The 12,698-nt window shown below is 70.4% G+C and carries 9 protein-coding genes and 1 pseudogene; 4 read left to right on the plus strand and 6 right to left on the minus strand.

Annotation, left to right across the window (positions count from 1 at the left end; all coding sequences use genetic code 11):
* Window positions 1–464 precede the first annotated feature (464 nt).
* Window positions 465–3,182, plus strand: a complete 2,718-nt coding sequence (locus tag ACIRFH_RS12015; RefSeq protein ID WP_403519437.1) for a LuxR C-terminal-related transcriptional regulator — start codon at window positions 465–467, stop codon at window positions 3,180–3,182.
* Between the two features lie 71 nt (window positions 3,183–3,253).
* On the plus strand, window positions 3,254–3,913 hold the full coding sequence (locus ACIRFH_RS12020) for a response regulator (protein ID WP_403519439.1): 660 nt from the start codon (window positions 3,254–3,256) through the stop codon (window positions 3,911–3,913).
* A 22-nt stretch (window positions 3,914–3,935) separates the two neighbouring features.
* Here the strand turns inward: ACIRFH_RS12020 and ACIRFH_RS12025 are convergent, their stop codons facing one another.
* The 6 genes and pseudogenes from ACIRFH_RS12025 to ACIRFH_RS12050 form a co-directional block, all read right to left on the minus strand.
* A complete protein-coding gene (locus ACIRFH_RS12025) occupies window positions 3,936–4,301 on the minus strand; it encodes a response regulator (protein ID WP_403519441.1) in 366 nt (121 codons plus the stop codon).
* A gap of 344 nt (window positions 4,302–4,645) precedes the next feature.
* Window positions 4,646–5,620, minus strand: coding sequence for an alpha/beta hydrolase (locus tag ACIRFH_RS12030; protein ID WP_403519443.1), 975 nt, complete (start codon window positions 5,618–5,620; stop codon window positions 4,646–4,648).
* Window positions 5,621–6,182: 562 nt separating this feature from the next.
* Window positions 6,183–6,568, minus strand: a pseudogene (locus ACIRFH_RS12035) (isocitrate/isopropylmalate family dehydrogenase); the annotation flags it as partial.
* 408 nt (window positions 6,569–6,976) lie between these two features.
* Window positions 6,977–7,987: a CobW family GTP-binding protein gene (locus tag ACIRFH_RS12040; RefSeq protein ID WP_403519445.1), complete on the minus strand. Its 1,011-nt coding sequence runs from the start codon at window positions 7,985–7,987 to the stop codon at window positions 6,977–6,979.
* On the minus strand, window positions 7,984–8,622 hold the full coding sequence (locus ACIRFH_RS12045) for a UbiX family flavin prenyltransferase (protein ID WP_403519447.1): 639 nt from the start codon (window positions 8,620–8,622) through the stop codon (window positions 7,984–7,986). The genes ACIRFH_RS12040 and ACIRFH_RS12045 overlap by 4 nt, the downstream gene beginning before the upstream one ends.
* Window positions 8,609–10,042 (minus strand): amidohydrolase family protein, encoded by a 1,434-nt coding sequence (locus tag ACIRFH_RS12050; RefSeq protein ID WP_403519449.1) that lies wholly within the window; start codon window positions 10,040–10,042, stop codon window positions 8,609–8,611. The genes ACIRFH_RS12045 and ACIRFH_RS12050 overlap by 14 nt, the downstream gene beginning before the upstream one ends.
* 425 nt (window positions 10,043–10,467) lie before the next feature.
* Between ACIRFH_RS12050 and ACIRFH_RS12055 the strand changes: the two genes are divergently transcribed.
* A complete protein-coding gene (locus ACIRFH_RS12055; RefSeq protein WP_403519450.1) occupies window positions 10,468–11,910 on the plus strand; it encodes a nucleobase:cation symporter-2 family protein in 1,443 nt (480 codons plus the stop codon).
* A gap of 17 nt (window positions 11,911–11,927) precedes the next feature.
* Window positions 11,928–12,647, plus strand: coding sequence for a GntR family transcriptional regulator (locus ACIRFH_RS12060; RefSeq protein ID WP_403519452.1), 720 nt, complete (start codon window positions 11,928–11,930; stop codon window positions 12,645–12,647).
* The last annotated feature ends 51 nt before the right edge of the window (window positions 12,648–12,698 follow it).

Genomic DNA, 12,698 nt, shown 5'->3' on the forward strand with positions numbered 1-12,698 from the left:
CGGTTTCGGAAGTACCCACCCGTGTCATGTGCGGTTCTTGTACGCGAGCCACACAGGCTCCAGTCTCCGCTCGAGCCGACGTGGGGTCTGTCGTGTCACCCCTCGCGCCACCTCGGGGCTCCCGCAACTTCCGTAGGGTTTACCCCACAGCTGTCATGTGGACTGCCTCCCTGCATCTCGCTGGCCGCCTTTACAGCCGTTGGCCACCGCCGTTACGCATCCTGTGTCTCGGGAGCGCAGGACGTCTCCGAAGGCCACGAGAGAGCCACCGAGACCGATCGCGACCGGGCCTGGCGGTTGTGATACCCGTGGCCCGGCGCGAGAGCCGTCCCTGCCGCACGAACCACGGATCACCAATGGGGGCTGTCTTGTTCCGAGCGACTGGCATACCGACGACAGGCACCGCCGGCCGAGGCTCCGGGACGATCTCGCATCCGCTTGGATCGCCTCCGCGGCAGTTCCTCATGACGGTACTGCGCCTCGTACACCGGCGCGAGGGCGGAGTGCTGTGGCTCGAGGGCGCCGCCGGCTCCGGCAAGTCCCACTTGCTGGCACTGGCTGCCGAGGAAGCGAGTGCGGCCGGGGCACTGATCCTGAACGGGCGGGGCGGTGATGGGCTGTCGCCACTGGCACCGTTGCTGGACGCCCTCTCGCCAGCGTCCGTATCCGGCATCGACGGACCCGGATTCCCACACCGGTCGATACGCTGGATCGAGGACCGGCTGCGGGAATTCGCCCGCAGCCGCCCGCTCCTCGTTGTCCTTGACGATGTACAGCACTGCGACAGTCACACCCTGCTCGCCGTCCGCACACTCACCTCGCGTCTCATCGACCTGCCGGTGTTGTGGCTGCTTGCCGCACGGTCCCATCTGGACGTACCGGCCGTCGTGACGCTGCGACGCGATCTGATCGGGGAGCGGACGGCCCGGCTTGAGCTGGGCCCTTGGGAACCTGCGGACGTACAGCTTCTCGTCCGGAACCTGCTGGGACGACGGGCCGGGGAGGCCGAACCGTATCTGCCGTTTCTCGGCGGTCTGCCCGGCGCCGTCGGGCACCTGTGCTCCCTGCTCGCCCCCGAGGACGGCTTGAGCGGTGGTCCCCGCACCGGACGGGACATGGTGACGGAAGCCGTCGTCAGCCGTCGCCTGGAGCAGTTGACACCGAGCGCGAGGGACCTCGTACTGACGGCATCGGCCTTGAGCGCCGGTGTCGGTGTCAGGCATCTGTGCCGACTCATCGGCCGTGACGAGATCTCACTCATGCGGCCGCTGCGGGAGGTAATGGCTGCTGGACTCATGCGGGCGGGACAGGAGAGCCTCGCCTTCACGCATCCTCGGGTGCGCGAAGCCGTCGCCGCCACACTGCCCTCACCCGTACGGCTGTCCTTGCGTCGCCGCTCGGTCGACCTGCGGCTTTCGGACGGCACCTCCCCGGTGTTCCTGGCGACGGAGATAGCCGAGATCGCCGAGCCCGGTGACGAGCGCGCCCTGGGCGTCCTGGAGGACGCGGCCAGGGAAGTGGCCCCCATGGCGCCGGCCACAGCCGCGTCACACGTGCGTCGCGCGATGGGCCTGAGCCGGACCATGCCGTCCCGGCGGATGCGACTGGCCGCCCGACTGGTGCCGCTGCTGCGGGAGACCGGCGAGATCGACGAGGCGCGCTCCCTTGGCCACGAGGTGCTCCAGGCACCACCGGACGCTGTCACTTACGCTCAGGTGTGCCTGGAACTGGTCCGCACAGACATCATGTTCCCGGCGTCCCGGACAGAAGCCCACCTGCGTCGGGCAATCCATCACGACGACGTGCCGCCGTCGGTGAAGGACCAACTGCTGTCGGCGATCATGTTGCGCCGCCTGCTGGCCGGTGAGGCCGAGGATACGGTTCGGGCGGCGGAAGGGTGTCTGGTACGCGCGCCTGGCACACATCCCCTCGGTGACATGACTCAGCACACCTTGCGGTCGATGCGCGCCGGCCGCCGCCAACGATGGGCGGATGCTCTCGAGTGCATCGAGGCCGTGCCGGTAAAGGCCGCCGAACTGAATCCGGCGGACGGCTCCGCCCTGCCGGAAGCGGTCCTGTCGATGGCCTGGCGTGCCGCGCTGCTGGCCTTGACGGGTGCCGGCCAGGCGGCCGCAGAGCTCGTGGAGAGTGGTTTGGCGGACGCGGAGAGGAGCGGTCGCCTGACTTACCTGCCCCTGTGGCGGACCGCGCGGGCAGGGCTGCTGCTGGACGCGGGCAGGCCGGCCGACGCGGCTCGCGAACTGGCCGCAGTGACGTCCGGTCCGCGGCCATCGGTTGTCTCCGCGGTCCATGAACCCGCCGTGGCGTACATCAGGGCCCGAACCGCCCTCCACACCGGCGACGACGCCGAACTGGAGTCGTGCGCGGCCCTGGCGGAGACCTACCTCGCACAGGACCATCCGCGGCTGCGGGGCGCTGGAGGATGGATCGCCCTGCTGACTGCGCACTGTCGCAACCAGGTGCTGGCACCGGACCGGCTCCGGGCGGCGGCCGCCCATCTGCGCCGCGGATTCCTGTACACCACCTGCTTCGACACCGGGGACGTGATGCTGCTGGTGGCGGCTGCGCTCGCCGCCGGACACCGGGAAGTCGCCGCCGAAGCGGTCGCGTTCGCCGAGGACCGGGCCCAGCGCAACCCCGGCCTGCCGCTCCTCACCGCCGCCGCCCTTCACGCGCGGGGCCTGTTCGCCAACGATCCCGGACTGCTGCTCGATGCGGCGGAACGCCACGGCGACGTCCGTCCTCTGCTACAGGCTCGTGCCCTGGAGCATGCCGGGGACAACACCGCCGCAGTCGGCGGCGCCCTTCCCCACTACGAGAAGGCTCTGTCGTTGTACGACGCCGGCGGCGCCGAGCGTGACAGCCGGCGGGTTCGCAGCAAGCTGCGCGCGCTCGGCGGGCGGGCACTGTCCGTCGCAGGCCCTGTGTGTTCCACCACCGCGGACACGGAGTGGCGCGGATTGACCAGATCGGAGCTGGGCGTCGTGCGGTTGGTCGCACACGGTGCCACCAACCGCGAGGCGGCACAGCGACTGTTCGTCTCCCCGCACACCGTGAACACTCACTTGAGGCATGCCTTCGAGAAGCTGGGCGTGCACTCCCGAGCTCAGTTGGCCCGCCTGTACGCGCGCGAGGTCGACACGGAAGCCGCCACCGCGTGACCCCGGAAGTCTCGCCGCCCGCCAGTACCTCGTCAAACAGGCGTGCGGGAGGTGGAGGCTAGGATGCGGTCATGAGCCAACCACTTCGGGCGGTGCTCGGGGAAGACCAGCCAATCGTGCGCGAGGGTATCGCGGCCATTCTGCGCACTGCGGGAGTGGACGTGGTCGAGGCCGTCGACAACGCGGTGGATCTCGTGCGCGCCGCCGACGAGCACCTGCCCGACGTGGTGATCACCGATATCCGCATGCCACCGGCGCTGGAGGCGGACGGTCTGGAGGCGGTGCGCAAGATCCGTGCCGCGCGGCCGGAGACCGCGGTCATCGTCCTTTCTCAGTTTCTCGACGCGTCCTACGCCCTAGACCTGGTCGGGGACGATCCGAGCGGTGTGGGTTACCTGCTGAAGGAGAAGGTGGCCAGCCCACAGCTTCTCATCGACGCCGTCCAACGGGTCGTGGCGCGGGACTCCGCACTCGACCCGGACGTCATCTCGGCGCTGTTGGGGCGCAAACGTCCCGAGGACCCGCTGGCCGGTCTGACCCCGAAGGAGCGTCAGGTCCTGGCGTTGATGGCCGAGGGCCACTCCAACACGGGCATCTCCGAGCAACTCTTCGTGAGCGTCGCGGCCGTGGAGCGGCACGTCACGGGCATCTTCATGAAACTCGGGCTCAGCCAAGGGGCATCCGGCCGGCACCGGCGGGTGCTGGCGGTGCTGCGCTATCTCGGACAGTAGAGGCGGCCGACGGACGACCCGGTCAGGGCGGGGTCGCGGCGAACAAGGCCCGCAGATCGGCGTCGAACAACTTGTCCTTGACCACGAAACACTCGATGCCCGCGCTCTCCAGCTCCTGCTGCGACCAGAACGACTCATCGGTGGAGGTGAGCACGATCCGTGGTGGGTCGTCCTCCTCGGCTATCTGACGGGCCACTCTCAGACCATCCAGACCGGGCAGGTGCAGGTCGAGCAGCAGCCCGTGGGGGCGGTGCGCCCGCACCGCAGCCAGGGCCTCGGCGCCGTCCCCGGACTCCGCCACCACACGCAGTCCCCGCGCCGTCAGCAACAGTGCGGCTATGCGACGGAACTCGGGGTCGTCGTCCACGACGACGATGTTGATGTACATGCTTCCAGCATGCACACCGGTTCGATGTGCGGACCATAGGGACAACCCTATGGTCCGTATTCCACTCGCCCAGGCTGGTCGTCACGAGAGTAGACGTGTTCGGACGGAACACACGGCGGTCCGGTCGGCGTCGACCGACATGCTTCAGCGACGGGACCGGACCGGGGAGAGGCACGTCGGACGCGAGGGCGCGCAGAGCTGCGGCGCCACCACGGAGATGCCAGAACTGCATCTCCGCAATGGCGCCGCACCGACTACGAGCCTTCACGGGGGAGGTAGGCGAACGGTGCGAACGGAGTGACGACCGTGCCTGTGCCACGTGTAACGAGTGACCGGAGTCGGCGTCAGCCGGTGGCGAGTGCGGTGCGCAGGACGGTGACGGCCTGGGTGATGGCGGCTTCGGCGGCATGGGTCTCACGCAGGGCGTTGAGCATCACGAAGTCGTGGATGACGCCCTGGTAGCGGACGGCGGTGACGGGCACGCCGGCCTCGCGCAGCTTGTTCGCGTAGGCCTCGCCCTCGTCGCGCAGGACGTCGGCCTCGCCGGTGATGACCAGCGCCGGGGGCAGGCCGGTGAGCTGCTCGGTGGTGGCGCGCAGCGGGGAGGCGGTGATCTCGGCGCGCTGGGCGGAGTCGGTCGTGTACTGGTCCCAGAACCACTGCATGCCGTCCCGGCGGAGGAAGTAGCCCTCGGCGAACTGGTGGTAGGACGGCGTGTCGAAGTTCGCGTCGGTCACCGGGTAGAACAGCACCTGCTGGACCAAGGGGACGTCGCCGCGCTCCTTGGCCATCAGGGTCAGGGCGGCGCTCATGTTGCCGCCGACGGAGTCGCCGACGACGGCGAGACGGGTGCCGTCCAGGTTCTTGGCCGCGCCCTCGGTGACGATCCACTGGGCCACCGCGTAGTTCTGCTCGATGGCCACCGGGTAACGGGCCTCGGGAGAGAGGTCGTACTCGGGGAAGACGACGGCCGCGCCGGTGCCGACGGCGAGTTCGCGCACCAGCCGGTCGTGGGTGTGGGCGTTGCCGAAGACCCAGCCGGCGCCGTGGATGTAGAGGATCACCGGCAGGGTGCCCTCGGCGCCGGCGGGCTTGACGATCCGGGCCCGCACGCTGCCCGTCGGGCCGCCGGTGACGGTGATCCACTCCTCGTCGATGGCCGGCTTGGCGATCTCGCCGGACTGCACCTCGTCCACCGTCTTGCGGCCCTCGACGGGGCCGAGATCGAACAGGTAGGGCGGATTGGCGGTGGCCTCGGCGAAGGCGGCCGCAGCCGGCTCCAGGACCGGCTGGACCGGCTCGAACGTGAACGACGACATGGGGACTCCTGAACCTCGTGCTGAGTGTCGTGCTTTCCAACAGGACAGCCCGTCGCGCGGATCCGGGGATTCGCCGGGCCGTCCGCGGCCACAGTAGGGCCGCGAGGACAACAGCCTTTGCGTATCTGCGCACCGACTGCGGTCTCACTGTGCACGGGGACGCGCGGGGTGCTGCCGGGCGGCAGCGCCGTCGAGAGCGGCTGCGGATCAGCCCATGCCGACGGAGAGCACGACCAGCAGCGCAGCCTGCCGGCTCGTCCCTCTCGTGGTTCTCGCCGGGCGTGTCCTCGGCAGCCACGGTGTCCGGCAGGTTCGAGTCGGCCCGAGGTGGATGACGGGCGGGTGTGCGGGCGCTGGACCATACGGACAGTGGTCCCGGCGCGGGGTTGCTCCCGACGCTCGATGCCGTGGAGCAGCCGTGCCACGATGCAGGGCCGTGCTCGGGCCGTGCCTCCGCCTCGGCACCGACACCAGCACCGGCACCGGCACCGGCACCGGCACGTTCGGACACAGCAGCTCGTAGTGCAGGTCGGTGCGGGAGAGGTAGCGGTCGAGGTAGGCAGCCGGCCTCGCTGTACTCGCCCTCGACGTTCTCGCGGACCACGACGAAGCCGACCTCACCCGCTGCCTCGCCGCGCTATCGATGCTCTCGAAGGCTCGGATGTGGCGAAGGTCGACGTACTGGCGGAAGCCGCGGCGGATCGGGATCGGAGTCCCCACCGCGACACGTGACCCGGCACCCGGGGTGTCCCACCGCGCCCAGCAGCATGGCGTCCTTGTCGCGGAGCTGGTAGATGCCGCCCTCGGGCATCATCGCGCCCTCGCACAGGTACCGCTCGCACGACCAGTCGTCGTACGAGGTGCAGCCGCGGGTGAAGTCGTGGCGGCGGTGAGGACGTCAAAAATCTGCTGGGCGGGAGGCAGGACCTCGGCGCCCTTATCGGCGATGGTCGGCCTCCGTGTGGGCCGTGGCCAGGAAGCCGAGGCGGCGGGAGACAGTGGGCCGCGTCGGCTGGCCAGGCCGACGTTCAGGGCGGTGGCGGGATCGATGTCCCAGATCTGCTCAGGTAAGCGGCCTTCCGCTGGCGCTTCCGAGCCGCTCCCCCGGGGAGCCGCTGGGGAGTTTCTCGTCGGCGGGGGAGGCTTTGGGGAGTTCCTGCGGCATAAGCCCGTACCCCGCTGAAAGACGCCGAAAGACGTGTTTCCGCAGGTCATGCACTTAACGGCTGGCAAAAGGCCAGCTCAGCGGCCCGGCCCCGGGACCTCCATGCCGAAGGTGCCCTGGAGGGTCGGTCGCGTGGTGAACTGCATTTTCCCGCCTCGGTGTTCGGGTACGTCGGACGACTCCCACCTGTACTACACATCCGCATCCTGCGGGGTCCGCGCGTCCTGCCGGCAGGCGAGGAGGCCCGCGGTGAGCGCGTCGCGGTCGAGGTCGCGTCCGATGAAGACGACCTTGCCGGTGCGCGGTTCCCTGCCCCACGACGAGGCGGGCCGCAGGTCGAACATCCGGTGCACGCCCTGCAGGACGAAGCGGCGGGGGTGGTCGTCGAGCGCCACGATGCCCTTGAGCCGGTACAGGTCGCCGCCCCGCCGCTCCACCAGTTCCCCCAGCCACTTCTCCAGCGCCGCCCGGTCGAGGGCTCCGTCGAGCTCGACGCTGACCGAGGCGACGCCGGGGTCGTGGTGGTGGTCGCGCTCGTCCAGCCAGCCGGGGTCGACGGCCATCGTGTGGGACAGGTCGAACGCGCCGATCCCGAGGACGGCCGTCAGGTCGACGTCGGCGTGACTGGAGGTGATGATCTCGGCGGTGGCGTTGATGCCCCGCAGCCTGGTCTTCAGGGCGCGGACGTGCTCCTCGTCGACGAGATCGACCTTGTTGAGGACGATCCGGTCGGCGAACGCGATCTGGTCGACGACCTGGTGGCCGACGCCGTCGGCGGTGGCCGCGTCGAGGTGGCCGGTGACGTGCTTGGCGTCGACGAGGGTGACGATGGCGTCGAGCGCGTAGTGCGCGGCGACGTCGTCGTCCACGAAGAACGTCTGGGCGACCGGGTTGGGGTCGGCCATGCCGCTGGTCTCGATGAGGACCCGGTCCACGCGGTCGCGCCTGCGGAGGCTGCCCAGGATGTCGATCAGGTCGGTGCGGGCGGTGCAGCACAGGCAGCAGCCGTTCGACATCTCGAAGATCTCCTCGTCGGAGTTGACGACGAGGTCGTTGTCGATCGGGATGTCGCCGAACTCGTTCTCGACGACCGCGATGCGCTGTCCGTGCTGCGCGGTGAGGATGTGGTTGACGAGGGTGGTCTTCCCGGCTCCGAGGAAACCGGTCAGGACGGTCACCGGGATCTTCTCGCTGTTGTTCATACGTGTCCTCCGGTAGGGGAGTCGGTGGTGTCCCGGGGGCCCTGCCAGCGGGGGAACACCTCGTGCTCGATGCCGAACTGGTCGAGGATCCTCCCGGTCACATGGGCGAGGAGGTCGTCGAGCGAGGCCGGGCGGTGGTAGTAGGCGGGCACGGGCGGCAGGACGACGGCGCCCGCCTCCGTCACCGTGACCATGTTCCGCAGGTGGATCAGGCTGAGCGGGGTCTCACGAGTGGCGAGGACGAGTCTGCGCCGCTCCTTCAGACAGACGTCGGCGGCCCTGGTCAGCAGGTCGTCGCCGTAGCCGTGGGCGACGGCCGCGAGGGTCTTCATCGAGCACGGCACGACGGCCATGCCCATGGTCGGGCAGGAGCCCGAGGCGATGTCCGCGGCGATGTCGCCGCGTGGGTGGGGCACGTCGCTCAGGGCCGCGACGTCGGCCGGGCGCAGGCCGGTCTCCAGCTCGATGGTGCGGTGTGCGGCGCGGGACATCACCAGGTGGGTCTCCACGGTGCCGAGTGCGCGCAGGGTGGTGAGCAGGTGGACGGCGAGATGCGGCGCGCTCGCGCCGGTGACGCCCACGATCAGCCGGGGCCGCCGCGCGGGAGCGGTGGCCGGCACGTCACCCCCGGGCACGGGCCGCCGCCTCGTGGGTGCCGGGACGGTGGAGGCCCGCGCGGGCGACGAGCCGTTCGGCGCGCTGTTGGGCCTCCTCCACGGCCGCCCGCTCGTCGACGCGCAGGCAGCGTCCGTGCTGGTAGACGATCTCCCCGTCGATGATCGTGACGACGACGTCGGATCCCCTGGCGGAGTAGACGAGGGTGCTCTCCAGGTCGTGGAGGGGCCGCAGGTGCGGCCGTTCCAGGTCCACGACGACGAGGTCGGCGAGGCGTCCGGCCTCCAGGACGCCCGCGTCGATCCCGGCGTAGCGGGCGCCGTCGCGGGTCGCCATCTCCAGCGCGTCGCGGGCCCGGGCCGCGGTCGGGTCGAGGGTGCGCAGCCGCTGGGCGAGGACCGCCTGTTTCATGCACTCGAACATGTCCTGCCGGTGCCCGCAGCTCGGTCCGTCGGTGCCCAGCGCCACCGTGGCTCCGCGCTCGCGCAGTTCGCGCAGGCGGAGGGTGCCGGAGGCGAGATAGGCGTTGGACGCCGGGTTGTGCGCGATGCCCGCGCCCGCCGTCGCCACCTGGGTGATCTCCTCGTCGTCGAGCCAGACGGCGTGGGCCAGGGTGGCGCGCTCGTCGAGCAGGCCCTCCGCCGCCAGCCACCGGACCGGCCGGATTCCGTAGGTCTCCAGGTAGCTGCGCGGATCGTCGCCGCCCTCGCAGCAGTGGGTGTGCCAGCGGGTGCCGAGTTCCCCGGCGAGTGCCGCGCTCGCCCTGACGAGGTCCTGGTCGACGTAGGTGAGGTTGAGCGGGGCCGGCCAGATCTCGACCTTGGTTCCCGGCGGGCGGCGCCGTACGGCGTCCCGGGTGATGTCCAGTTCCTCCTTCGCGGAGTACCGGAACAGGGCCTCGGGCTGGCCGCGCCGGGCGGCGAGCGGTGTCCGTTCGCCCACGATGCCGCGGGCCACGGCTCCGCGGAGTCCGGACTGTTCGACGGCCGCGGCGACCGCGAGGACGGTCGCCAGGTCGGTGGGCGCGTAGTGGTTGTCGACGACCGTGGTGATGCCCGCCCTGATCGCCTCCACGGCGGCGAGCCGGGCGCCGGCCACCGCGTCCTCGCCGGTGACGGCGATGGAGCAGGGCCACATGAACTCGCACAGCCACGGCACGATCGACATGCCCTCGCCGAGCCCGCGGACGAGGGCCTGGTAGAGGTGGGTGTGGCCGTCGACGAAGCCGGGCAGGACGGCCCGGCCTCGGCAGTCGAGCACCGTGGGGGCCCGCCAGTCGGCCATGTCCCGCTCGGAGCCCACCGCGACGATCCGGTTGCCGGTGACGGCCACGGTCCCGGTCCGGTGGATCGTGTGGTGTTCGTCGACGGTGACGACCGCTCCGCCGGTGAGCAGCAGGTCGCAGTGCCGGTCGCCGGCGGGGGAAGACGCGGGAGACATGCCGCTCCTTTTCCTGGGCGGCGGGGGCCGCCCCGTGCCGTGGGCGGACGGGGTGTGCTCCGGCTCCGAGGCGGGCTCACGGCCGGAGGCGCCGAACGGTTGCCCTTGACGGGAGGTCACCGGCGGGTGCGGCGGGAGGCATTGGACCACCTGCCTGCCCAAAACATGTAACGCAGCCCGGTTGATCGGTGTCAAGAGTCCCGTCGTCACCCCCGACGCGCACGGACCGTGATTTCCCGGCTTGTTGAACAGCCCGACCTGATGGCCCTGAGCAGGTAGGCAGTGCCGGTCGACCGGTCTCGGCAGCGAGAGGCCGCCGTGCGCGACGTATTGACAGCCCTCGGAGCGAGCCTAGGTTGCATGCAATATTCATCGTGCGGGCGCAGGGATTCCGTCGCGGCTGCGGCGGAGGAAGGAGAACGCACATGTTCCGTTTCCGCCCAGGAGGTCAGGACCGGCCACGGCCGGTGCCGGGAGACCCGCGGGATCCCGTGGACGAGGTGCCGCGCGTGTGGCGGCTGGCCCTCTACGGCTTCCAGCACGTCCTCGCGTTCTACGCCGGAGCCGTGGTCATGCCGCTGCTGGTGGCGGAGGGCATCGGACTGGAGGGGAAGGAGGTCGGCACGCTGATCAACGCCTCGCTGATCGCGTGCGGAATCTCCACGATCATCCAGGCGGTGGGACTGCCGGGCATCGGCATCCGGCTGCCGATCGTGCAGGGATCGTCGACCACCGCGGTGCCCTCGCTCGTGTCGGTGGGACTGGCGGCCGGCGGTGCCCAGGCCGGCCTGCCCACCGTCTTCGGGGCCGTGATCGCGGCGGGGCTCGCGCTGTTCCTGATAGCCCCTCTCTTCAGCAGACTGGTGCGGTTCTTCCCTCCCGTGGTCACCGGCACCATCCTGGCGGTGGTCGGCATCACGCTGCTGGCCGTGGCGGCCCGGCAGGTGGGCGGCGGGGACACGCGGGCCCAGGACTTCGGCAGCCCCGCGCACCTCGGTCTCGCCGCGGTGACGCTGGCCGTCATCGTGCTGCTGTACAAGCTCTCGCGCGGCTTCCTCGCGACGGTCGCGATCCTCGTGGGGCTGGGCGTGGGCACCACGGTCGCGGCCTTCGCCGGCCGGACCGACTTCTCGAAGATCTCGGACGCGGCCTGGGTGGGCATGGCCGCGCCACTGCACTACGGGGCACCCCGCTGGGACACGATGGCGGTGCTGTCCCTCATGCTCGTCATGATCATCATCACGATCGAGAGCATCGGCCAGTTCTTCGCCGTCGGGCGGATCGTCGACCGGAAGGTCGACGGCCAGGACGTCGTCCGGGCCCTGCGCGCGGACGGCCTGGCCACGGCGGTCGCGGGCGTTCTCAACTCCTTCCCCACCACCGTCTATTCGCAGAACATCGGCCTGATCCGGCTCACCCGGGTCAAGAGCCGTTGGGTGGTCGCCGCGTCCGGCGTCATCATGCTGCTCCTCGGGCTGGTGCCGAAGGTCGGGGCGGCGATCGCCGCGATGCCCGCCTCGGTGCTGGGCGGCGCGACGATCGTGCTGTTCAGCACGATCGCGGTGGTGGGCGTGCAGATCCTCCTCCAGGCGGACCTGACCGACCAGCGGAACACGATCCTGGTCGCCGCCAGCGTGGGCATCGGCTTCCTGCCGACCGCGTATCCGCAGTTCGCCGAGCAGATGCCCGGGCGGCAACTGCATGCACTGTTCGAGAGCGGCATCATCCTCGGCACCCTCTCCGCCGTACTCCTCAACCTGTTCTTCCATCATCTGCGGCTGTCCCGACGGAAAGAGAAAGCACCGCAGCCCGTTGACGGTCCCGTGGATTACATGCAACATGAAGGCCGAGTCGCAGAGACACCATGACAAAGGGGATGGCGATCATGCCGACCGAACGGGCCGTCAATCCCGTCGCAGGAGGAAGCCTGCTGGCGGACCAGGCGTACGAGGAGTTGAAGGGCGCCGTGCTGGCGAACCGCCTGCAGCCCGGGGACTCCCTGTCCGTGCCGGCCCTGGCGGCCCAGATGGGCATCAGCCGCAGCCCCGTACGAGAGGCCGTGCAGCGCCTCATCCACGACGGCCTGGCCACCCACGTACCGCACCGCGGTGCCGTGGTCGCCACGGTCGACGTGGAGGACGTCCGCCAGCTCTACGTCGTCCGCGAGGTGATGGAAGGGCTGGCGGCCCGGCTCGCGACCGAGCGGCTCGACGCCACCAAGGTCGCCGAGCTGCGGGAGCTGCTGGAGGACCACGAGCGGGTCGTGGCCTCGGGCGAGAACGAGAAGCTGCACATAGAGATGGACATGGCGTACCACCGCCTGATCCGCGAGGTCGCGGGCAACGCCCATCTCACGGCCGCTCTCGACACCATCCAGGGCAAGGCGCACCTGGCGCTGCACTCCCTGTGGCGCAGCCCGGACGCACCGCGGCTCGCGCTCGAGGAGCACCGCCGGATCTTCGAGGCGATGACCGCGGGCGACACGGACGCGGCCGAGCAGGCGGCACGCGAGCACGTACGCCGCCTGCGGATCCGTCTGTCGCAGGCCATCGCGTCGGGTCCGGAACCCGGCCGGGGCTCCACACCGGTCCGGGCCGTGCCGTAACCCGGACCGCCTCGCCCCGCCGAGGAGTTCCGGTCCCGGCCCTCCAGGGGC

It is taken from the genome of Streptomyces sp. NPDC093586 (assembly GCF_044764905.1).
Classification (GTDB): Bacteria; Actinomycetota; Actinomycetes; order Streptomycetales; family Streptomycetaceae; genus Streptomyces.